Raw genomic sequence first — 22,465 nt, forward strand, 5'->3', positions numbered from 1 at the left:
AGCTCCAATGCTCAGCCTCTCGATGGTCGTACGCAACGAAGAGAGTCGCCTGGGAGCCTGCCTGGCGTCCGTGAAAGGGTTCGTAGACGAAATCGTGCTAGTCGACACGGGGTCCACGGATGCAACAGTGGCCATAGCTGAAGCCGCCGGTGCACGAATAGAGCACCTGCCGTGGCCAGGGGACTTTGCCCCAGCCCGTAATGCCGCCCTGAACCTGACCACGGGGGATTGGGTCCTTGTTCTTGATGCCGATGAACAACTACGCGCTGAGGCCATCTCAGGCCTACAAAACTTGATGGCTCAGCCAGATGTTCTGGTGATAAACCTGCTGCGCTTTGAGCAGGGAGCAACGATGGCCCCTTATTCAAACGTCAGCCGTCTGTTCCGCCGACACCCGCGAATCCACTGGAGCCGCCCATACCACTCCATGATTGACGACAGCGTGAGGGATCTGCTCAGCGAAGAACCCCATTGGCGCATCGTCGATTACCTTGAGCCGGCTTTGTTCCACGAAGGCTACCGGCCAGATCTACTCCAAAGCAGCAACAAATCCCAACGGTTGAGGACAGCAATGGAGGCCTGGCTGGCTGAGCATCCAGGCGATCCGTATACCTGTGCAAAGCTCGGCGCTCTCGAGGTGGACGAAGGGCAAAAAGAGCTCGGCATCCAGCTCTTGCGGCAAGGCCTAAAGCAGAACGAAAACACGAATGTCAATCCGATCGAACGCTACGAACTTCTTCTGCACCTAGGCATTGCCCTTGCCCAAGACGATCCCCAAGGAGCCGTCACGGCCTACCGCGAAGCCGTGGCTCTACCCATGGACATCAGAGTGAGCCTGGGAGCTCGCCTCAACCTGGCAGCCCTGCTCATGCAACAAGAGCAACTGGATGAAGCCATCGCACTCACCACCACCGCTACCCAACAAGCCCCGGAAGTCGCTCTGGCGTGGTACAACCTCGGATTAATGCAGCGTCGCCAAGGCAATCTTGTAGAAGCCTTATACGCCTACGAACAAGCGAAGCAACTTAATCCTGAACATGCTGAGACCCACCAAAATCATGCGGTCGCGATGCTCGTCGCTGGGGACATCAATGGTGCCCGCAACAGCTTTAAAAAGGCTATTACGCTGCTGCACCGTCAAGGACGAAGCAAGGAAAGCGAAGGGCTGCGCCATCAGGTAGCAGGCATTGTGAAACTAAATGAGGAAGAGAAATGAGCAGCAAACCCATAGCTCCCCTTCATGGCCGCACAATCATCATGACCCGTGCCCAGGAGCAACAGAGTGAGGCTCGGAGTCGGCTTCATGCCCTTGGATCGAACGTTCTGGATCTGCCCGCTCTTGTGATTGGCCCACCCGACGATTGGCAACCCCTCGATGATGCCTTAGCCGACATCAAGACATTCCACTGGTTGGTGTTCTCCAGTGCCAATGGAGTACGGGCCGTTGAAGAACGGCTGCAGCGGATCGGCCAATCTCTTGCCAATCGTCCCAAGGGACTAAAACTTGCAGCAGTAGGCCGCAAAACAGCCCAATATCTTGAACACCTAGGAGCTGCGGTTGATTTTGTTCCCCCAAACTTTGTGGCTGACAGCCTGATCAATCATTTCCCAGTTTCAGGCTTTGGACTGAAGATGCTGCTGCCAAGAGTCCAGAGCGGTGGCCGCACCATTCTGGGAGAAGCCTTCCGGGAAAGCGGAGCACACGTGATTGAAGTAGCAGCTTATGAATCCCGTTGCCCAGAAGCAATCCCGGAGGACACGGCCACAGCCCTCGCAAACAGCAATGTGGATGCAATTGCTTTCAGCAGCGGCAAGACCGCGGCACACACAGCAAGTTTGCTCAGCCATCGTTTTGGCAGCGACTGGCTGCAGCAGCTTGAAACAGTCAAAGTTATCTCCATTGGCCCCCAGACAAGCCTCAGCTGTGAGCAGCATTTTGGAAGGGTGGATCAAGAAGCCGATCCCCACGACCTTGAGGGGCTTGTCATTGCTTGTGTTAAAGCATGCAGGTCGGAGGCTGAGACTTGCCCCCCTGGCTCAGGGTGATGCACCCGCGCTGAACGTCGATCGATAGCAGCGACCAGCTTGGAGGTAACAGCTGGTCCGCCTCAACTTGACCGGGGCAACGACCTCCAGGCCCCACGCACAATGCTCCTGATCCATCTGATGTTTGAACCAATGCCCGCTGCTGCCCGCCAACAACCAGGACACCTTTCAGGATGAAGCCATTTGAAGTCGTTGAGCCAACAAGCGGTTGAAAAGGATCCCTTCGACCTGCGAGCACTCGCTCTTGAACCTCTGTGGCCGAAGGCAGTGGTGTGAGCCGATCAGAAAGATCAATCGGCATCACAAACTTCTCAGCACTATCCGTAGCCGATCGCGGTGTTGCAGCCAACTTCTCGGTAGAAGTGCGATCGGTACTGCATCCCGTTAGCGCAACCGTGAGCAGGATCAATGCACTCCTCAACCGCCAGGCGGCTGTCCTCGAGCACTCAGGAGGAAACGCAGTAACCGCTTTCCACAAGATCCCTAAATCTGTCAAGATTGGCCTGGAGCTCACGAGTAACAATCCCTCCCAGGATGCTCGGTTCCATCAAGGGTGCCAAGGGCCTCGGTAACTCGTAAGTAACGCTCAATTTCACAGCTGTACGGTTCTCGCTCTCCGGATAGAAACGCACAGCTCCTTTCGTAGGTAGCCCTCCGATGGATTCCCATTGCAACTGCTGGCCTTCAACCTGCTTGCTGATCCTTGCCTGCCAATGGAAACGAAAGCCCTGAGCAGCCAAGGTCCAATCCGTGAGGTTTGGATCCTCCAGGGTTTTGACAGATTCAATCCAGTTCATCCAGCGAGGCATGGCCTCTAGATCCATCCAGACAGCCCATACCTGCTCAACGGGAGCATTGATATCGCTAGTCACTGTGTGTTCAAGCCAGCGTCCCATCGTTAAGCCACCGCCTGATTGGTGGCCAACTTGGCTGGTTGATGAAGGATCGCCGCCGCCGCCAAATGGCCACTCATCGTGGCACCCTCCATTGAGTCGATGTAATCCTGGCGGGTATAACTCCCCGCCAAAAAGAAATTACTGACAGGCGTGCACTGATCTGGTCTATAAGGCTCCATCCCTGGGGCTTCTCGATAAAGAGACTGAGCAAGTTTGACGACGTTGCTCCACACCAGCTTGAGAGAAAGAGACGAAGGGAACAATTCACGCACTTGAGCATCGGTGTGCGAAACGATCGTCTCTACGGATTTAGAAATCCAGGGGTCACCAGGAGTGAGTACACATTGGAGTAAAGAGCCCAGACCCTCCCGGCGATAGTCCTCAGGACTCGCCAAAGCCAGATCCGCAAAGCAGCTGAAATCTGCATCAGCTGTATACAAAAGATTATCCAAGCCAACAGGACTCCGGAGATCCCTGCGTGCAGCCTCGTGAATGGGGTCATTACCCAACTCAGTCACCCAGCCGTCGTAACGCAGCTGCACGGTGGCGACTGGCACGGCTTGGAGCTTGTAGATGTCATCAAATTGGGGGAACTTACGCCATGCTTCAGGAAGCAAGCGCTGAATGCCTGGCACATCGCAAGCGGCCAAATAGCAATCAGCTTCAACCATGACATCCCCTTCTGGTGTGCCAAGGCTTAGCCCGGTAACCACGGGAGCGGCGTCATCGCGAAAGTGCACCTCACGCACACGATGGCGGAGATGAAGACGACCACCCCTTGCCTGGATGTAATCAAGAATCGGCGCGGTAAGCCAACGATGAGGGGAGCCTTTAAGCAAATTCAGCTTGGATGCTTCCGTACGAGCTGCAAACATCATGAAAATGGTGAGCATGCAACGGGCAGAGATCGCCTCACAGTCAATAAAGCCAAGGGCATAGGCAACCGGGTTCCACATGCGCTGAATGCTCTGCAGGCTGCCGCCATGACTGAGAAACCACTGTTGAAAACTCACTGCATCGAGAGCACGGATTGTGCTCATGGCCCCCTCGTAATCCACCAGGCCCCTAACAATGGGACTCGTTCCCAGAGCAAGGGCATTGCGCAATTTATCGATCCAGTTCAGCTGAGGAGTCGTAAAAAAAGCCTTGAGACCGTTAAAAGGAGCCCCTAGCGCAAAACGAAAATCAAGAGATCGAAGATCACCACCACGATTGACGAACAAATGGGTGTGGTCCTTTGGCAGCAGATTGTCAATGGCACCCACCTTGCGCATCAGCGCAAAAAGATTGGCGTAATTGAAAAAGAAAACATGCAACCCCATTTCGACATGGTTGCCATCTGGATCTTCCCAACTACCAACCTTGCCACCAATGAACGGCCGAGCTTCGTAGAGATCCACGGTATGACCGGCATCAACGAGATCAACCGCTGCAGCCAATCCGGCAAGCCCAGCGCCCACAATGGCGACCCGCACGCGCTTCCTACAAAAATCCTTCCGACTCTATAAATATGGCGGATAGGTTGACTGCATTGGATAGTGCAACGAGAGACATCCCTCCATAAAATGAATTGAGGTCTGTGCCAGCACTGAATGACCAGCACCACTCATCCTGCAACCCACCACACAGCTACTGACGGCAAAGGCATTCAAATCACCAACACAGCTATGCAGCAGTTGGCCAGGCTCTGCCTTGAGAAGGGGAATGATCAGGTACTGCGAGTAGGCGTGCGCTCGGGCGGCTGCAGCGGCATGAGCTACACCATGGATTTTGTCCCCTCAGCCGATATCCAAGAGGGTGATGAGGTCTATGAGTACACCGCAACCGATGGCGCAAGTTTCCGTGTGATCTGTGATCCCAAGAGCCTGCTGTACATCTATGGGATGCAATTGGATTTCAGCACTGAAATGATTGGCGGCGGCTTCAATTTCACCAATCCCAACGCCAGCCAAACCTGCGGTTGCGGCAGCTCATTTGCTGTCTGAAATCAATGGCCACCGCTCCGTGGGAATCTGAAGAGACCTAAGCAGTTCTGCTGCATCCGATGGCGTCCACCAACGAGAACCTCTTCGAAACAGCCATGGCCCGGTATCAGTCCGGAGCTGAAGCCAGTGAGCTGATCGAAGACTTCAAAACCATCACAGCAACGACGCCCAATCAAGCGGCTGGCTGGACATGCCTAGCCTGGCTACAGCTTCTCAATGCTCAACCCGATGAGGCCCTGCGCAGCGCGCGCACTGCGGTAAAGCTCAACGCCCAGGATCCCCAAGCTCGTATCAACCTCAGCCTGGCCCTGCTGGAAACCAACTCCAAGGGTGTAAGAGATCAAATCGACATGGTGCAAAAAATTCTTGCTGTTGCACCGGAGTTTGCAAAAGACCTCAAGGACTCAATCGCCGATGGGTTACTTCGCAGACCAAATTGGCATGCTTTGAAGAAAGTAAAGGCTTGGCTGGAGCTCTGATTTGGCGAAGCTGCTGCTGTTGAGTAATGGACACGGGGAAGACCTTTCCGGTGCCCTACTAGGCAAAACCCTGCTCAACCTCGGCCATCAACTAGAGGCCCTGCCTTTGGTCGGTCATGGTCATGCCTATACCGAGGCAGGAATCAAAATCCTTGGACAGGCCAAAGCATTCAGCACAGGCGGGCTTGGATACACCAGTCTTCGAGGCAGGCTGACTGAACTGCTACAAGGCCAAGTGTTCTATCTCCTAAGGCGCCTGGGACGTTTGTTGCAGGTGGCAGACCACTACGACCTGCTGGTGGTGATTGGCGATGTGATCCCTGTGATAGCAGCTTGGCTTAGCTGCCGTCCGGTCGCGATCTACCTAGTGGCTTACTCCAGTCACTATGAAGGTCGGCTGCGATTGCCTTGGCCTTGTGGCAGCTGTCTGAAAAGTAAGCGGTGTTTGGGTGTTTACAGCCGCGACGAGCTCACCGCAACAGACCTCACGGCTCAACTTCAACGCCCAGTGAGCTTTCTGGGCAATCCCTTTATGGATCCAGTCCTCACTCCTCAAGCACGCTTACCAAGCTGCCGTTATCGCCTAGGACTTCTGCCTGGCAGCCGCCTCCCAGAACTAGAACACAACCTGCTGTTGCTGTTGGCGATGGTGGAATATCTTCCAGAACAACTACTAGCCCGCGATGAAATAAGCCTAGATCTTGCACTGGTCCCAGCTCTAGACGACAGCAGCCTGGCTCAATTAGTCGCTCAAAAAGGCTGGCAAATGCAACCTGGTATCGGCAACGCAACACGCACCAAGCTTGTGCTCGGTCAACGACACATCACCTTGCAACGCAACTGTTTCATTGCGGTCCTTCAGAGCAGCGACCTCCTGATCAGCATGGCGGGCACGGCGACTGAACAAGCGGTAGGACTCGCTAAGCCAGTGCTACAACTTCCAGGAATGGGGCCCCAGTTCACCGCCGCATTCGCAGAAGCTCAGCGCCGACTACTCGGGCCCACTGTGTTTTGTGCTGGTGGGAAGCCTGGCGAAGCGCTCAACCTGCAGAACACTGCCAAACTGACTCTGGAGCTATTGAAACGCAGCCAAGCGGACCCTGACCTGCAACAACAATGCCAGAAGCAGGCCTTGCAAAGACTCGGGGTGGCAGGTGGCGGGCAACGATTAGCCCAAGCCATTACAAGCATGCTCACTGAAAGACATCAATGACAACTCCTTCTGCCGATCCCCAATGGAAACAGTGGTTGGACCGACTGCTGATCATCGATGTGTTCCTAGTGATTGCCGGAGCACTCTGGTTTGTCACAGCGATCCTGGCCGCAAGCCAGGGAGTGGAGAAACCAATAGGACTGTTTCAGCAACTCTGGATGCCCCTATTTTTGCCCGCCATCAGCCTGTTAATGACAGCTGCCCTCATCAATGGGGTGTGGGCATGGTGGCTGCGGATAAGGCCTGGCATAGATCGGGATAATTAAACCTGAAACCCAACCCTGCAAGTCGTTCTGAGACCACCTGTTGACCCTCAAGGACGACACGAGCGCCATCCCCAAGCAAGATTTTGAGGAGCGGTCCTGGAACCGGCAAGAGGCTTGGACGACCAAGAGTCTTGCCGAGAACCTCCGCGAACGAAGCCATAGGGACAGGCTCAGGAGCAACCCCATTCACCACACCGGACCAAGCCCGTTCCTTAAGAGCCTTTTCAATCAACTGACACAGATCAGTGCGATGAATCCAACTCATCCACTGAAGGCCACTGCCCACCGGACCACCAATACCAAGCCTGAACACCGGCAGCATCTTGCCTAGAGCCCCTCCGTCGGGCCCTAGAACGATGCCGATACGCACTACTACCAATCTGGTAGCAGACGGTTTAGCAGCAGCTGCAGCCTCCCAGCGCTCACAAAGGTGAGCGAGGAAATCTTGTCCACAAGGACTCTTTTCCGTGAAGTAGCCATCTGGACTGGTGCCGTAATAGCCCACCGCAGAAGCATTCAAGAGCACTCTTGGTGGTGTCTTGAGTTGACTCATGGCTTTCACCAATGCCCTGGTTGTGTCCAAACGACTCGACTCCAGCTTCTGACAATGAGCAGCTGTCCAGCGCTGCTCAGCGATCGGTTCTCCGGCCAGGTTCACCACTCCTTCTACTTGGGCCAAGGCAGTCAGTAGTGGGCCATCGAGCCAACTGTTTGGATCCGCCGGATTGATCTGCAGCCACTCCAACTGCCCTGCCTGGCGCTCTTGATCGAACCCAGAGGCAGCCTTACGACTGACCAAGATCAACTGATGCTTGGCTGCCAACAACTGGGGGACCAGCTCACGGCCGACAAAACCTGTGCAACCAACAAGTAGAAGGCGCATAAAAGAACTGACGGCATTGGCCGCGAGACTAAGGGGCTGAGAGCGGAGCTTCCAGTGGACTAGCTAGCCCAAGGCGATTTGCAATAGGCACTAAAGCAAACCCCTGGAACAACAATCCGAACAAAACCACCGCCAGGGCTAGGGGAGGCATGGTTTTTCCCCAACTCACCGACGAGGCCCAGACCTGAATCGCTAAAGCAATAGGCACCGCACCACGCAGGCCAGCGCAGCACACGAACGTCCGCTGCCCTAACGAAAATGAGCTGCGTAAGAGCAGAAAGTGAACAATCAACCAACGCACCACCTGCATTAAGAGAAACAGTAGGAATGCTCCTCCAGCTGCTCGAACAACGTCCTCAGGGGAAACCACCAGCCCCATACAAAGAAACAAAAGCAGTTCAGCCATTTTTGCAAAACTGGAATGGGCCTCCGCAAGCACCAACTGATCGGTGCTTGAACCATTTCCGAGCACAAGCCCCGCCACATAAGCAGCCAACAAGGCACTGCCACCCATCAAGGTGGTTCCACCTGCAAGCACCATCAACAAAGCAAGACTCACAACTGGCAACATGGAATTGGTATTCAGAGACCTACGACTACCGAGCACCTGAGTGGTGAGACTCCCCCCGAGAAAGCCAAGCAAGATGCCCAAAAGAAACTGACGTAACACCACAGTCACCAAAGCAACCGGAGCAACACCCTCCCCGCCTGCCAAAGCCATTGCCACCCCTGCCAAAACCACAGCGACAGGGTCGTTGAAACCCGACTCCGTCTCAATCAGGTCCAAAACAGGCTTAGGCAAGCGTCCAGCGAGAGGCCGCAAGAGAGCAAAGGTCGCAGATGCATCCGTACTGGACAACATCGCGCCCACGAACAAAGCCTGCGGGAACAACACCACCCAACCAGCACTCCCTTCGGCCAAGCCAAATGCAAGCATCGCCAAGGTGATCAGAAGGGCTGTGAATAAAGCACCAAAAGTTGCCAGCCTTAGGGCCGAGATGGGATCACAGAGCGCATCTCTGCCCAATTCGTCGTGAGCCCCCCGAAGAAAAGCACTAAAACAAGTGCTGCCTGCGTGATTTGGTCTGCGTGGACCAAGGAAAGCAAGGGAGGGAGGGCATCAGCCGCATCCGAAGCCACAGTCAAATGGTTATCAACCAACAAACCAAGAATCAGCACCATCAGGATCCCCGGAACCCTCACGCGAGCCGCCAGGTCATCGAGAAGCACGGCTACAAGCAACAGAGCTCCGAAGGCCAAAAAATAGAGGGCGAGTGAATGACCCAAATCAGAATGTTGGTGATCCTGAGGAGGTTCTAGCCTGAGTCTTAGAGAAAACCACGTCATGGCCGAAACATCTGCACCAGCAAAGGCCACGGCAGCACTCAAGAAAGGAGCCCTTGTTCGGGTCAATAGGCACGCCTTTAGCAGCAGCACTGAAGCAGCGGCCAGTGATCCTTCTCCCCCCGACTACATTTTCGAAGGTCCAGGTGAACTGCTGGCCGTCAAAGAGGGCTATGGGCAAGTGCGCTGGCGCATGCCTGTTCCGGACGTGTGGCTAAGGATCGATCAGCTGGAACCCTTCTCATGAGAAGAGGGCTTTAGCGCTTCCTCAACCTGTTGCACAGCCTTAGGTATCGAGCCTGAGGCCGCAGGCAAACGCCACAAAGCTCCTGCCAAAACCCCACTGAGATCACCAAGACCGGCCAATAGATCATTGGGATGCTTGCGCTGGGCTCGATCAGCCACAGCTGATGCCTGCCAGGGATTCAAGCCCGCCAGGATCACCACACTGCGATAAACACTGGGCCAAGGACTCTCTGGTAGTCGTTTCTCCAAGACGGCGAATTGAGTCGCTGCCTCAACAGGGCGATTCGCCAACACTGCCAAAAGCGCCAATGTCCAGCGGGCATCGGTATCAACAGGATTATCAAGCAAACGCCGCATTGCGGCTTCTCGCACTTCAGTTCGATAACTGAAATGGCCATCCAACATATGTTCGACAGAGACCGCAGCAAAGACTGGCTCAAGCCCTTGAGGTCCCTTCGCCAACCCCTGGGCCAGAGAGGGAAAACGCTCAGCAAAGCTTGCTGCCCTAGGAGCCCCAGAACTGCGTGCCCAAAGGGAATAGCTGCCGCCAGATTGCCGTGAAAAACGGCGCAGCTCAACAAATACACCACTGCTGCGAACAGCCTGATCAAGGCTTGCCGCAGTGTCTCGAACTGAGCCCTGATCTCCCTCTGCAAGCACAACCCACTCAGCCTGCTGCAGCACCGGCTCCACATCACCTGCACTACTACCAAGCTGGCGACCTACCAATCGACCACCCCGTCTGCGACCGAAATAACTGACATTGTGCTGATTGAGATCCGGAGTACTGGGCACCACGATGATTGTGGTGGGCAAGCCATTGGGATCAGCGCCTCCAGCCGCCCGGACAATGGCCTCCACAGGCCCCTTGTGGCGCTCTGACAAACGAGTGATCTGAGCCGACAAAGCTGAAGGAAGGATGGCCAACAACCCCGCCAAGAGGGTCGTAGGCAAAATCAGCCAGGAGCCCTTCAGCCAGCGACGGTTCGCCCACAACCCCCATTGCCACCAACCCCTAGCAAGCAACAAAAGCAATGGTGGGAGCAGTGGAGTGATATATCGATCACCCTTATTCGGACTGAGGCTGGTGAACAACCAACCAGCCAGCAGAGTCACGATCAGCCAACGCCAAGCCAGTGGATCATCAGAAGACACTGCTCTCTGTGTTGAAGATCCAAGGCTGCGGCAGTGAATACCCAACCAGAGCACACAACCACTGAGGCCAACGATGAGCAGAACAGGGCCTAACTGCGCCGGCAACAAACGTAGATACCAAAGCCAGTTTTCAAGGGTCCATAGAGAAGGGTCCCCTTCCCTAGCCGCCGATTCGATCACGGCCCTATTCGTTCCTCCAAGCGTTGTGATCCAGTTGTGACGTAACCAAGGACCCATGCCGAACAAAAACACACCCACACCTGCCAGCAGCTGAAATCGGGTGCGATTGGTACGACATAAGGCACACCAACTGGCCCATAACAGCGCCGGAAGCAAAACCAACAAAGCGCTTTGCTTTACCAAAAGTGCCGCCGTACAAGCAGCCGCAGCAAACAGGGCCTGTACCCAACCTCCTCCTCGCTGTGGATCCCACCAACACCCCAGCCGCCATAACGCCAAGGTGACTGCAGCAGTGAGCGGCATCTCCAACACATAATCCGAGCGCAACTCCAACAAGGCTGGAGCCATGGCAACAAAGACAACGGCAAGCAATGCCATCCCCTGACCACGCAAACGCAACCCCCATGCCGCAACAGCAACAAGGAGCAGCCCATGCCAAAAGCTAAGGCTCCAAGCAGCCTGCTCCGGAGCATCACCAGCCACTGCCATCACAGTGCCATTCACCAGCGAAGCCAAGGGCGGAATTTTGGGCGAAAGGTCGAGTAAAGCGTTCCATCCCTGCCATTGGCCTCCTGGTAACAGGCCTAATGCCCGTCCATGATCAAGAGCGCTGTTGAGATAATCGGCCTGATCCCAAGAGGGAATGCTGGCGTAGTGATGCCACCAGATCCGATCGATGCCCGTAGACAGCAACCAGACCAGAGCAATAAACGACCAAAAGCGCCAGGCAGCTTTCACGAAATCTCCAGCCGACGGCGTTCCTCCTTTAAGCGTAAACGCCGCTTTTTGGCTTCCCGCAACATCTCTCGACCATCATGGAGATAACTATCGACATAGCCCATCGTGTAGCGCTCCAACTCAGCCAAAGCGTCTTCCACCTGCGAGAGGCAGTGATACAAACTCAACCCAAAACCTTGGGCTGAAGCCGGTATCGGCAAAGCTCGATAAAGGCTATTCACCTTTTCAATCCGATTGCTACTGTCTTTGAGGTAAGTGCAAAAGACCTCCATCAAGGAATCGTCGTAAGGGTCAGCCGAAAGAGAGCGAAACTGAGCAGGGAAAGGATTGATCACTTGCCCCAGCAATCGATCGATCGGGACATAAACCTGCTTGATCCACTGCACAAGAGCCTCATCTGCTGCTGCAGCCTGGCCTTTGGTCGCTCGAGCAGCAGCACTAGCGCGAGCATTGCGAACCCCTCGCTGATGCGCTTCGTCAGCAACTGAAACGCCATGCTTTCTTGTGCGGTCATAGGCGCGTCGATGGTCTGAATCCCCCAAAATCTCCCAAGCTGCATTGAGCGCAAGGATCCCCTGCTCATCTCCACCAGCGTCAGGGTGATGCCTTTTCACCAACTGGCGATAGGCAGCCTTGATCTCAGCCGAGCTAGCGGTGGAGGATACTCCCAACACCTGATAGGGATCTGCAGCCATAGAAACAAGTCATTTGGAAGACATCAAAGGTATCCATCACGCTGCGCCGGCACCGCCGAAGCAGAGCTAAACATCGGCGTTGAAAGATAACGCTCACCAAAACTTGCCAAGACAACAACAAGGCGCTTGCCCACCATCTCAGCCCTACTACCCACTTGCAGGGCAGCCGCAACAGCAGCGCCACTGCTTACCCCACTTAGCAAGCCCTCCTCCCTCGCCAAGCGCCGACCCATCTCCATCGCGTCGTCATCAGAGACCGGCAGGATCTCATCGATCAAAGAGAGATCAAGAACGCTAGGAATGAAGCCAGCACCAATCCCCTGAATGCGATGTGGAGCAGGGCTCCCGCCTGCCAAAACAGGGCTTAACGCTGGCTCGACCGCAAACACTCGCAGGCTTGGATTGCGTTGCTTGAGCAAACGCGCACAACCTGTGAGTGTGCCCCCCGTTCCTACTCCAGTAATCAGACCATCCAACCGCCCCTCGCAATCATTCCAGATCTCCTCTGCGGTTGTGCGCTCATGCACCTGCGGATTCGCAGGATTATCAAACTGCTGCAGCAGATAAGCCTCAGGGATGGTTGCTACCAACTCCTTTGCCAACTCAATGGAACCAGACATTCCATCGCTGCCTGGGGTGAGTTGCAGTTCAGCGCCATAGGCCCTAAGCATGGCGCGACGCTCTGTACTCATTGTGTCCGGCATGGTGAGAATGAGGCGATAGCCTCGGGCGGCAGCCACCATGGCCAAGGCGATCCCAGTGTTTCCACTGGTGGGTTCCACCAGCACGGTGCGCCCCGGAGCAATGGTTCCAGCTTCCTCCGCTGCATGAATCATGGCCCCCGCGATGCGGTCTTTAACCGAGGCAGTGGGGTTGAAGCTTTCCAACTTGGCCAACACCTCTGCATGGCAACCACTGACCTGTGGCAAGCGATTAAGGCGCACCAAGGGAGTGCACCCAACTAAGGCCGTAATGTCAGCAGCGATAGTCATGGGCGATGGCATGGCCACTGACCCATCCAAACAAAGCGATGGAGATCAGACATGAAAAAGCCCCCCGTTGCCGGAGGGCTGCAATTGATAGAGATTGTGAGGAGGTGTTCTAATGAGGCCCAACGTTGTGTTGGGCCAAAAAATCAGAACTTAAAGGTGGTTCTGACGAGACCACCGAAGTTGTTGAAGGTGTCGTCGTCGTTTCCGTGGAAATGACCACCACCATCTGTAAGTTCACCCAAAGGACGGCTTAGGTAGAAGATCGCAGGAGTCACAGAGATGTTGTCGGTGACCTGGAACTTGTACCAGAGTTCAAAGGCGTAGTTGCCATCAGCAACATTTTCGTCGCCGTGGTCGTTATCGTCATAGTCGACGTCAGTGACGAAGGTGGGCTGACCCACAGCAGCACCAAGGACATTGCCCTCGATAAATGCATCTTGCCATTGAAGACCGACATACCAGGACTGGGATGTAGCGGACTCAAAGACGGCGCTGTCATCGTTGTCGTTGACGTCGTTGTAACCCCAGCCAGCGCTGATGCTTGGGAACCAACCAGTCTCTTCTGGAGCCCACCAAGCACTCAATCCATAGGAGTTGGTTGTGCCCATGCCAGCAGCCTGAACTGCCAACGGGGTGCCATTACCCGCGTAAAGACCAGCGCCATTGTCTCCTGAGGTATAGGAGTAAGCAGCTGCAACACCCCAGCGCTCATCAGCGTAGGCGATTTGAGCAGTGCCGTTCGAAGCAGCAGCATCAGTGCCGATACCACCTACTTGACCATTGACGCCATCCTTGCGATTGGGGTTGCCGTTATCAGCGTTGGCGGAGACATAGCTAGCACTAATGCTCCAGCCACTGTCATTGTCATCCCACCAGATGCCAGCACCACCACCTTTGGTGAGGCTGTAGGCGCCAGGTGCACCGGCGTAGGTGAAGAAATCAATGATGGTTTCAGCCGGATAATTGCTTGGCCATACGGCAAGCATGTTGTCCTGGCGAACCATGCCACCAATGGTGGCAGTGAACTCTTCGCCTAGTGGGAACTGATACCAGAGGCGATCAACGGTGACTTCATTCTCGTCGCCGGATTCTCCAAAAGCCACTTCCATGGCTGAGAGGCCAACATAACCATTGCTGCCGAAGGGGGATTCGGCAAAGTTGCCAGCGCGCAAGCGGGTCTTCAACAGATCCTTACCAGTGAAGCTGGTATTGAGCTCAAGGCGCATGTCGTAGTTGAAGACAGTCGCGCCACTTGCATTGGCAGCTTGCTCGTCACGGTCTTTGCCGTGAATATCATCAGCATCACCGCCGTAGGTGTTGGCGCCGATCACGAAGGAAGTCTGACCAACAAGCTTGGTTGTTGTCGAGAACTGAGTGGCTTCGAGTTCACCAACGCGGGCTTCTAGGCCATCAACACGGCCCTTGAGGATGGCGAGCTCCTGCTCGAATTCGTTGAGCAGACGACGCAGTTCGTCGGTGACTTCAGTGATGCGATCGAGGCATGCATTCAATAGAGCAGCCGCTTCAAAGCGGGTCATTGCTCTGTTGCCCAGGTAGCTACCACTTGGATAGCCAGCCACACAGCCGTAGCGCTCAATCAGGTTGCTCAGCGCCTGATAAGCCCAATCGGTTGGGTAAACATCTTGGAATTGGGAGATGCTGGTGACCTGCTCGCTGGAGGCCGAATAATCGGACACACCTTTGATGTCTAGGTCTGCGGCATTAGCAGCCATAGGAGCCATCAGGCCCAAGGCAGCAGGTGCCACCAGCAATTGCTGGAAGAGTTTCATTTGGTTCCTCACACAGATAGGCGCAATGCGCCGATTTGATGTTGGCCCTTACTCTCTTCTTAAACACCTCTTGGTGTGACAGATGTATCAATGGTTTCAATGGTGGGTATCAGAAACACCAAGTCAATCCATGCCAGCCAACATCCCTTCTAGAGCTAGCAAGCGCTGAATGAACTCCTCTAGTCATCCCTGGCGAGCTGAACCCAGCTCAGCAGATTAAGGATGTCAATGACCAGCAAAAGGTGACACTTAGTGGATAACGGCCATTGGCCTAAGGCCTGCCATGCCCGCCGACTAGCTCTGAATCTTGTTCACGCCAACAGCTGAAAACAACCCATCCATCCGCAGAGCGCCTCTGGTGGGTTTGCTATTTCTTTGGCTGGTGGCATGCGTGCTTGCACTGGTGGGGCTAGGAGATCTACCCCTGCGTGATTTTGATGAAGGCATCGTTGCCAGAGTCGCCTTTGAATTAAGCCAAAAACAGGGCCTAGAAGCTCTACTGCCCACTCTGTGGGATTCGCCCTACCTCAACAAACCACCAGGCCTGCATTGGCTGATTGCTACCGCCATCCAACTCAGCAACAGCGGCGACACATCTTTACCAGGCCTCCCCTCAAACACTCTGGCGCGACTGGTTCCTGCCTTGCTGTCGACGCTGATTGTCCCCTTAGGGGGGCTTGTGCAATGGCATCTAAGACCAAATGATCGAACCAGCTCCCTTGCTACAGCGGCAATTTTGCTAACGCTGATGCCAGTGGTACGACATGGTCGGCTAGCCATGCTCGACGGCCCTCAACTCAGTGCCATGGCCTTGTTGTGGTTACTCGTTTTAAGCCTCGACCGCAGCCGAGTGGACCGCTGGCGAATGCTGGGGGCAGGACTCATCAGCAGTGGCATGCTGCTGCTCAAAGCCCCTCTGCTGCTACCAGCAGCAGCAGCGGCTTTGATTCCTGTGCTCTGGGGTGGCGAATTCAGGCGCTGGTGGCGATGGCCACTAGCAGGCTGGTTTGGAGTGGGGCTGATCCCTGGCCTGGCCTGGCACCTCTGGCATGGCTTACATCGAGGAACTGGAGCGCTGTGGCTCTGGGGAGGCGATGGTGCAGGCCGCGTTCTGTTTGATGCTGGAGAAGGCAGTGATCTCGGCTGGAGAGTCCCGGCCATTGAGATGCTGGAAGGTGGCTGGCCATGGCTGTTGCTATGGCCCTTCGCAATGGCCTGGGCCTGGCGTCAACGACACAGCCGTTGGGGCAAATGGGCACTCGCCACGCAGGTCATTTTGGCGATTGCAATCCTGCCATTGAAGACCCAACTCCCCTGGTACAGCCACCCTCTATGGCTCCCATTTGCACTGCTCTGTGGAGCACCACTGGCCTGGCTCATTCAAAGGAAGGATCTAACAAATCCTCCTGGTGCAGGAGTTTTAAAACATGTTTCGTTCCTCTGGCTGGCCCTAGGAATCTCCCTTGTTCTATTCGGGCTGATCGGAGCATCAGGGCGAGTTCTCACGTTTTATCCCTATAGCGGTATTGCACTCGCTGCTGGGGCGGGCTGGAGTATCGGCGGCTGGCTGATGCTGCGCCCAACCCATACCAAACGCAAATTGGGCGCAATCAGCATGGTGGCTGGAAGCGTCGCAGCTCTATACCTATTAATGAGCTCCTCACTCTGGCTCTGGGAACTCAATGAGAACTGGCCCGTTGAACCTGTCGCCCAGCTCGCAGCACAAGCAAAGGGAGCGCAGGTGGTGCTCGAGGGGAATGATGAAAGGCCAAGCCTCAACTGGTATGCAGGCCAGCGCATCAGCTCCTTAGATGCTGTTCCAGACGCTGAATGGATCTTGACGCGCAATCCCCAGCGAATCAGCAGCATGGTTCAGGAGCGGCAGTGCAAGCTTGCGCAAAGCAAGGAAGACTGGGCCCTGCTTTTTTGTGGCCCGCAAACCCAATAACTTGCCTCGATCTAGGGAAGCCGAGGCCTGTCACGCATTCTGCCGAACACACCAACCAGAACTCCTGTAGGCGGTTCGGCGAAGCCACAACAGCCTCACTACTCAGCTGAAGGAACTGCTTGTTCTGTCGAAGCCCTATCAGCTCAAACGACCCGTTGAGGCTGACGTTTCAAACCACGCCATCAAAGCACTCTTCATGGCGCTGACCCACCAAGATCACCGCATCCAACGCATGCATCGTTTAAGCGGCGAAGGTTTAACGAAGACAATGAAAGAAAGCTGAATTTGCTTACCAGAAGCCACTGCAGGTGGCCACATAAACGTTCTCGCAAATACCTTTTCGGCTCTAATAGCAGTGATCCTGATGATGTTTATCTGGAACGATGTCACCTAGTCCAGTTGCATCCGGAATACCCCTTGATTGAAAACAGTTGCTGATGGCGAAGTCTTTTGCCCGCTGGGCTCAACAAATCTGGTTTCCTGTGGGCTTAGGGGTAATCCTGCGACTGATCCAACTGCAGGCTCCCATCCTCGGCATCCATAGCTGGCGCCAGGCGGATACAGCAGCCATGGCAAGGCATTTTGCCCTGCAAGGCACCCCGATCTGGTTGCCGCAAATTGATTGGGGTGGAGCCAGCCCCGGATATGTGGAATGCGAGTTTCCTTTATATCCCTATCTACTTGGCCAGCTTTACAAGCTTGCGGGCTTGCACGAATGGTTGGGACGAGGCCTTTCGGTTTTCTGTAGCGCACTAACCATCGTGCTCATCATCCGCATCGGGCGTCGCCTGCTGGATCCGATTAGTGCTTGGTGGGGCGGGGTCTTCTTCGCTGTCCTGCCACTAGGGATTTATTACGGCCGCACTTTGCAGGCAGAAGCGCTTCTACTGCTACTAGCAGCACTGAGTATCGAGCGGCTGCTTGTCTGGAAAGAGCGGCACTCTCGCTGGGCTCTGCTCACCAGCTGGCTGGCATTTTGCCTTGCCTGCTTGATCAAAGTGCTGCCCTTGATCTGGCTCGGCATACCCCTTTTGGTCGTACAAATGCAGCCTCAGCCACTTGGACCAGCACTACCACTTGCAACGTGCATTCGAAACTTAAGAAAGCTTGCACGTTCGCCTGGTGCTTGGATCTATGCAGGTAGCTCAATACTGATTGGAGCCCTTTGGTATGGCCATGCTTATCAACTTGGCCAAACCAGTGACTTGAGCTTCGGATTCTGGGGCAACAACTCTGATCGCAGCAGCCTGAGCCTGCTGCTGGATATCAATCTCTGGCTAAACCTATTGCTGAGAATCAGCGTACGCAACCTGGCTGTGCTGGGTGTGCCGATCGTGATCTTTGGCCTGTGGGAATGCCGCCGAGATGCAGGTGGTCAAATTCTGGCAGCAGGCCTACTCAGCATTGGAGCCTGCACAGCAGTTTTCTTACGAGCAAGCTCTATTCATGAGTACTACCAACTGCCCCTATTGATTTTTCTCTGCCCATTAATGGGAAGGGGCTGGCAATCTTTGACGAAGTTAATCATATCCAAAGGGCTACATCACCAATGGTTGACCAACATCAACCTTGCACTGATTGTTGCCATCAGCCTCACTGTACTCAATTTTGATTATTGGGCTCTCGAGCGCCAACAAACAGAAATCTGGATGCCATTAGCCCAAAGCATTAGAAAAGAGTTACCAAGCAAGGCCCGGATCGTAAGCGTGACTGGCAGTGATCCCAGTTTGTTGAACCTTGCACGACGTCAAGGCTGGCTCACCACTGCCAAAAGTATTAATCAGAAACAACTAAAAGCCTGGTATGCGCATGGTGCTACCCATCTCGTTGGCAGCCTTAACTGGGAAGAAAGCTTTAAACCTCTCACTCAAGGACATGCAAGAAATAACCTGCAGGCTCTTTTGTGTGAGCAGCCAAACTCCACTTACTGCCCCCAAACATCTCATCAAACTTATCTAGCTCCCATCAACCTATTAATCCGATAAATCATCAGTACCTACAACTGCTTTATCTGAGCAGAGGCGAAAGACTATGAGATGCTCACCAACATCTTGAGCATTCCTGCTTGGACACCAAGGCCTGCCCACCCCGCCGCCTGAGCCTCACCTGCCTGGCAATCTTCCTGCTGCTTTGGGCCGCCGCCGCAACACGTCATGCTCTGCTGCAGAGCAATGCTTACGATCTTGGCCTGTTCGACCAGTGGGTCTGGTTGGCCAGCCAAGGGTTGCCACCCTATTCCTCCATGGAAGGGGTGCATCTGCTAGCTGATCACGGCGCCTGGGCTCTCTATCTGGCAGCCATTCCATATCACTTCCATGCCAGCGTTCAATGGCTACTCGCCAGCCAGGCGGCTGGACTAAGCCTGACAGCACTACCCCTTTGGTGGGTGGGCCGACAAGCAGGCCTTACTCCAAAACTGTGCTGGCTGATCTGCACACTTTGGTGGCTGCAGCCAGTGGTGTTCAACGCCAATCTGTTCGACTTCCACCCAGAGGTATGGGTGATGCCGGCCCTGGCAGCTTGTTACTGGGCCAGTCGAGCCAAAAAAGCCTGGCTCTGGTTTGGCTTACTGCTCTTATTGCTTAGCTGCCGTGATGGACTTGTGCTTGTGGTAGGAGGCCTGGGGTTAGAGCAGGCTTTGCGTAAGCGATGGATCTGGGCCTTTGCAGCCATTGGATTGGCCTTGGGCTGGTTGGCCATGCTCAATCACTGGCTTTACCCCTGGCTGAAAGGCAGTACTGGAGGCCCTAAGGCAGCGGGAGCCCTTTTCTCTTACCTAGGCGACAGTTTCGATGAGGTTCTCTTCAATCTGATCACAAAGCCTCAGTTGTTAATCGAGCATGTGGATTGGATCGGCGGACTGATCTATCTGCTGTTAATCAGTATTGCCGTCGCTCCATTCTGGCGCCGAAACTCCCTACCCGTTCTGATGGGAGGTTTACCGCTAGTTCTGGTGAATCTGCTATCGGAAGAGTCACCGCAACGAACACTGATCCATCACTACAGCCTGCCAATTGCAGTGATAGCTGTTGTAGCTGCCATCGATGGACTGGCTGTACGCCCAAAACAAGCTGTTCCTTGGCGGCTACTGACCTGGAGCACCATCTGCTGGGTAGCCCTTGCTAAGCCCTGGTTTTTTAGTGGGCCTTATCTCGAAAGACTCAATGCATTGACCCCATCCCATGAAGCCATCGCAAACATTCCTAGCAGTAGCCGCCTTGCCACTACCAGTTATCTCGCCCCCCATCTCAGCCAACGCATTGCCATTGACTTCCCCCGCCGCAAAGGAAAGTCTTTAGATCTAGAAAGCTTTGATGTACTGCTTCTCAACCCAAAAGATCCAGGTTGGGGATCCAGCCGAAAACATCAACAGAAGCTATTAAGCAAAGCCAAACAAGCTGGCTGGTGGTGCGAAAGCTGGGACAACGGCTTGGAACTTTGTCAGCGGTCCGAGCGCAAGTCCATCAAACAACCTTGAGACCCTCCAATTGATTAAAAGCCTGCAAAACGATGCCCCCTCCATGAATACATGGAGGGGGCTCTCGTCGGGTCCACTCTGGCGCGGAACCATTTGATCAGGGAACAGGTGTAAAAATCAGCCGGCGTTCTCCGCGATCAGCAGACCCTGCATCGAACAACTGGAACTCATGAGCACCTCCTCCTTTGGGGATAACGACAATTCACGAAGCATGCGACGAATGCCTATTTCAGGCAAAGTCACTTCGCTATTGCCAAAGCAAATCAACAGTAACCGGAATCGAGCAGAAGGCACGTTCTGAACCCTTCTATTTCATCCAGGCTCAAGTGCTAGCAATGCATCAAGACAACGCTGTGCATCAGGAGAGGAATCAACGCTATTGCGCAAAACCACCAACCCATCCGCGCAGCTCACCACCCCGTAACGCCCCTCTTCCATGAGTTCCTGCAAGGCCTTTTTGATAGATCGCCAACGAGACGTTTCCTGGCGAAACAGTGGCATCAACGAACGGTAATAGCCAGGGAAAGCCAAGACCCATTGAACCGATTCAATTTGATCCTGACGGTTGTAGTACTCGATATGTTTCGGGAAGCGCAAGGCAACTTCCCGTTCCGCCAGCAGCGGCAACAAGGGAGTATCAGCAGCGACCGAGGCGTTATCTGGCACAAGCCCAACGGCATGGCGGGCCGTTGCAGCTCGCTGCAGCATGGCGACCGGCGAGACATGAACGAATGGACTAAAGCTATCCGGTACCAGAGCGGAGAACGTGCGATGGGGATTGCTTGCCAAAGTCAAAACAAGCCCTAGGGCAAGACATCCCGTCCAGAAACGCCGGAACCAAAGATGAGACCAGAAACCTGGATGGGCCTGCCACCAAAGCATTGCGCCCATAAATAACCCTGGGACCAAAGCAAGCACATACCTGAGCGTTACCGACAACGCACTCATGCCCTGGGACACCAAGGCGATGAATAAAGGCACAGCCACCATCAGGGCCACATCCAGCGAGACAAAGGGGATAAAGGCCAAAGGCAACGCTGGTGCTAGCAGAAAAGCCAAGGTGGTTCCAGGGGGAGACACCAAGGCCGCCAGCAAACGAAGCGGATGGGTCACCATCGTCCATAGAACGGTGAAGGTCCCACCAGTGCGGCCTTGCAAAAGATGCCCAAACTTTTCCTGCAGGAAGCGATCAGACAGGGAGGAATCAAACTGGGGCTGAATCCAGCCAGTCATCACTGCCACATAAACCAACGACATCGCCATGACCATCAGGCCGATAGCGCGTGCACCAGGTCGACGAAGCGATGCCCACAATCCAAGTGAAAACAGAGTGAGACCCGCATCTTCACGCACCAACAGCATCAGGAAACTGCAAGCCATAACCTGGCTCCACCCCTGCTTGAGGAGACCATCAACAACCAAAAAGCCCAGTAATGGCAACCAACAAAGGTCGTGAAAGTTTTCAACAAGTGGGCCAATCACGGTTCCACTGAGGTAGTAGGACGCGGTCAAGCGAATCGCCAAGGGTCGCGACAATCGGGCCGACGCCATCCGCCACAACACCAAACCTGCTAGAGCCAACAGCCCCACTTGAATCAACGGCAAGGCCCAGCGACCAAAGAGTGCTACTAAGGGCGCGGCCAACACAGTCAGCACATTGGCGTGCTGGCCAAGATGGAGATAGTCGATGCTTGGCAAAGCATCTTGATTGGCAACAGCTGCCGACAACTCCGACGAAAGGCTACTTTCAAAAAAATGCCCCCTAGCAGTAGACCAAAGCTCCTGCAAAAAAAGAGCTTGGTCGTAAGTAGCAGTAAGGCTTTCAAGGCGCCAAAACTGAATCAGCAATCCGACCAGCCAAAAGCCGCCAGCCATCCCAAGAACCACCCAAGGGAAGTTGTCTCTGCGATAAGACCTCAACCCACTGACAAGAGATGACATTCGCATCATTCCTCAGCTGCCGAAATGAATACTAGAGAGCCGCCAAATACCATCCCAAGGAAGGATAAAGACCAGGAGAAAAGGGCAGAGACAGTCTGGTTAGAGACTTTCCCAAATCCAGTCATCAATGGAATAATAAGCGAAAAAAATTATACTTAATACCAAAAGACAACCTTCACTCATAACATCA

Annotated in this window: 20 protein-coding genes and 1 pseudogene; 10 read left to right on the forward strand and 11 right to left on the reverse strand. The window is 54.6% G+C overall.

Going from position 1 to position 22,465, the window contains the following annotated elements:
- Window positions 1-7: 7 nt before the first annotated feature.
- Both SIB41_RS09740 and SIB41_RS09745 read left to right on the forward strand, forming a co-directional pair.
- The gene (locus SIB41_RS09740) at window positions 8-1,216 is read left to right on the forward strand and encodes a glycosyltransferase (RefSeq protein ID WP_413358514.1); all 1,209 of its coding nucleotides are present in this window, start codon (window positions 8-10) and stop codon (window positions 1,214-1,216) included.
- The gene (locus tag SIB41_RS09745; RefSeq protein WP_413358517.1) at window positions 1,213-2,046 is read left to right on the forward strand and encodes a uroporphyrinogen-III synthase; all 834 of its coding nucleotides are present in this window, start codon (window positions 1,213-1,215) and stop codon (window positions 2,044-2,046) included. The genes SIB41_RS09740 and SIB41_RS09745 overlap by 4 nt, the downstream gene beginning before the upstream one ends.
- Here the strand turns inward: SIB41_RS09745 and SIB41_RS09750 are convergent.
- The 3 genes from SIB41_RS09750 to zds are packed head-to-tail and all read right to left on the reverse strand — an operon-like array spanning window position 1,997 to window position 4,417.
- Entirely contained in the window at window positions 1,997-2,467 is a 471-nt protein-coding gene (locus SIB41_RS09750) for a hypothetical protein (protein WP_413358519.1), read from the reverse strand. The genes SIB41_RS09745 and SIB41_RS09750 overlap by 50 nt on opposite strands.
- 25 nt (window positions 2,468-2,492) lie before the next feature.
- Window positions 2,493-2,942, reverse strand: a complete 450-nt coding sequence (locus tag SIB41_RS09755) for an SRPBCC family protein (protein WP_413358521.1) — start codon at window positions 2,940-2,942, stop codon at window positions 2,493-2,495.
- A 2-nt stretch (window positions 2,943-2,944) separates the two neighbouring features.
- Window positions 2,945-4,417, reverse strand: a complete 1,473-nt coding sequence (gene zds, locus SIB41_RS09760) for a 9,9'-di-cis-zeta-carotene desaturase (protein ID WP_413358522.1) — start codon at window positions 4,415-4,417, stop codon at window positions 2,945-2,947.
- Between the two features lie 117 nt (window positions 4,418-4,534).
- Between zds and SIB41_RS09765 the strand changes: the two genes are divergently transcribed.
- From SIB41_RS09765 to SIB41_RS09780, 4 genes are read left to right on the forward strand one after another with little or no spacing between them, the layout of a single operon-like run.
- A complete protein-coding gene (locus SIB41_RS09765; protein ID WP_011131334.1) occupies window positions 4,535-4,927 on the forward strand; it encodes a HesB/IscA family protein in 393 nt (130 codons plus the stop codon).
- A gap of 59 nt (window positions 4,928-4,986) precedes the next feature.
- Window positions 4,987-5,406: a hypothetical protein gene (locus SIB41_RS09770; protein ID WP_011131335.1), complete on the forward strand. Its 420-nt coding sequence runs from the start codon at window positions 4,987-4,989 to the stop codon at window positions 5,404-5,406.
- A gap of 1 nt (window position 5,407) precedes the next feature.
- Window positions 5,408-6,619, forward strand: a complete 1,212-nt coding sequence (locus SIB41_RS09775; RefSeq protein WP_413358525.1) for a lipid-A-disaccharide synthase-related protein — start codon at window positions 5,408-5,410, stop codon at window positions 6,617-6,619.
- The gene (locus tag SIB41_RS09780) at window positions 6,616-6,885 is read left to right on the forward strand and encodes a hypothetical protein (RefSeq protein ID WP_413358527.1); all 270 of its coding nucleotides are present in this window, start codon (window positions 6,616-6,618) and stop codon (window positions 6,883-6,885) included. Before SIB41_RS09775 ends, SIB41_RS09780 begins: the two co-directional genes overlap by 4 nt.
- Here SIB41_RS09780 and SIB41_RS09785 read toward each other — a convergent pair.
- Window positions 6,827-7,768 carry a TIGR01777 family oxidoreductase gene (locus SIB41_RS09785; RefSeq protein ID WP_413358529.1) on the reverse strand — a complete coding sequence of 314 codons (942 nt, stop codon included), beginning with the start codon at window positions 7,766-7,768 and terminating at the stop codon, window positions 6,827-6,829. The genes SIB41_RS09780 and SIB41_RS09785 overlap by 59 nt on opposite strands.
- Before the next feature lie 28 nt (window positions 7,769-7,796).
- Window positions 7,797-9,115 (reverse strand): annotated as a pseudogene (locus SIB41_RS09790) (cation:proton antiporter).
- Between SIB41_RS09790 and SIB41_RS09795 the strand changes: the two are divergent.
- Window positions 9,114-9,359: an NAD(P)H-quinone oxidoreductase subunit O gene (locus tag SIB41_RS09795; RefSeq protein WP_011131340.1), complete on the forward strand. Its 246-nt coding sequence runs from the start codon at window positions 9,114-9,116 to the stop codon at window positions 9,357-9,359. The pseudogene SIB41_RS09790 and the gene SIB41_RS09795 sit on opposite strands and share 2 nt — an antisense overlap.
- Here the strand turns inward: SIB41_RS09795 and SIB41_RS09800 are convergent.
- The 4 genes from SIB41_RS09800 to SIB41_RS09815 all read right to left on the reverse strand — a co-directional run bounded on the left by SIB41_RS09800 (window position 9,338) and on the right by SIB41_RS09815 (window position 14,908).
- Window positions 9,338-11,431 carry a phospholipid carrier-dependent glycosyltransferase gene (locus SIB41_RS09800; RefSeq protein WP_413358531.1) on the reverse strand — a complete coding sequence of 698 codons (2,094 nt, stop codon included), beginning with the start codon at window positions 11,429-11,431 and terminating at the stop codon, window positions 9,338-9,340. The two genes, SIB41_RS09795 and SIB41_RS09800, sit on opposite strands and share 22 nt — an antisense overlap.
- Complete coding sequence (locus SIB41_RS09805) at window positions 11,428-12,126, reverse strand: J domain-containing protein (protein ID WP_413358534.1); 699 nt, start codon at window positions 12,124-12,126, stop codon at window positions 11,428-11,430. Before SIB41_RS09805 ends, SIB41_RS09800 begins: the two co-directional genes overlap by 4 nt.
- Window positions 12,127-12,149: 23 nt before the next feature.
- The gene (cysK, locus tag SIB41_RS09810; RefSeq protein ID WP_413358536.1) at window positions 12,150-13,118 is read right to left on the reverse strand and encodes a cysteine synthase A; all 969 of its coding nucleotides are present in this window, start codon (window positions 13,116-13,118) and stop codon (window positions 12,150-12,152) included.
- 143 nt (window positions 13,119-13,261) lie between these two features.
- The gene (locus SIB41_RS09815; RefSeq protein ID WP_413358538.1) at window positions 13,262-14,908 is read right to left on the reverse strand and encodes an iron uptake porin; all 1,647 of its coding nucleotides are present in this window, start codon (window positions 14,906-14,908) and stop codon (window positions 13,262-13,264) included.
- A 307-nt stretch (window positions 14,909-15,215) separates the two neighbouring features.
- On the opposite strand from SIB41_RS09815, the gene SIB41_RS09820 reads away from it, so the two are divergent.
- From SIB41_RS09820 to SIB41_RS09830, 3 genes are all read left to right on the forward strand, one after another.
- Window positions 15,216-16,856: a 4-amino-4-deoxy-L-arabinose transferase gene (locus SIB41_RS09820; RefSeq protein WP_413358539.1), complete on the forward strand. Its 1,641-nt coding sequence runs from the start codon at window positions 15,216-15,218 to the stop codon at window positions 16,854-16,856.
- A 437-nt stretch (window positions 16,857-17,293) separates the two neighbouring features.
- Window positions 17,294-18,841, forward strand: coding sequence for an ArnT family glycosyltransferase (locus SIB41_RS09825; RefSeq protein WP_413358541.1), 1,548 nt, complete (start codon window positions 17,294-17,296; stop codon window positions 18,839-18,841).
- 80 nt (window positions 18,842-18,921) lie between these two features.
- A complete protein-coding gene (locus SIB41_RS09830) occupies window positions 18,922-20,334 on the forward strand; it encodes a DUF2079 domain-containing protein (protein ID WP_413358544.1) in 1,413 nt (470 codons plus the stop codon).
- Between the two features lie 117 nt (window positions 20,335-20,451).
- Here the strand turns inward: SIB41_RS09830 and SIB41_RS09835 are convergent, their stop codons facing one another.
- Together SIB41_RS09835 and SIB41_RS09840 are read right to left on the reverse strand one after the other, a co-directional pair.
- Window positions 20,452-20,628: a hypothetical protein gene (locus SIB41_RS09835; RefSeq protein WP_155724705.1), complete on the reverse strand. Its 177-nt coding sequence runs from the start codon at window positions 20,626-20,628 to the stop codon at window positions 20,452-20,454.
- 18 nt (window positions 20,629-20,646) lie between these two features.
- Window positions 20,647-22,275 carry a DUF2079 domain-containing protein gene (locus SIB41_RS09840; RefSeq protein ID WP_413358546.1) on the reverse strand — a complete coding sequence of 543 codons (1,629 nt, stop codon included), beginning with the start codon at window positions 22,273-22,275 and terminating at the stop codon, window positions 20,647-20,649.
- Window positions 22,276-22,465 lie beyond the last annotated feature (190 nt).

The sequence above is a fragment of the Prochlorococcus sp. MIT 1201 genome, from assembly GCF_047303415.1.
GTDB classification, from domain to species: domain Bacteria; phylum Cyanobacteriota; class Cyanobacteriia; order PCC-6307; family Cyanobiaceae; genus Prochlorococcus; species Prochlorococcus marinus_D.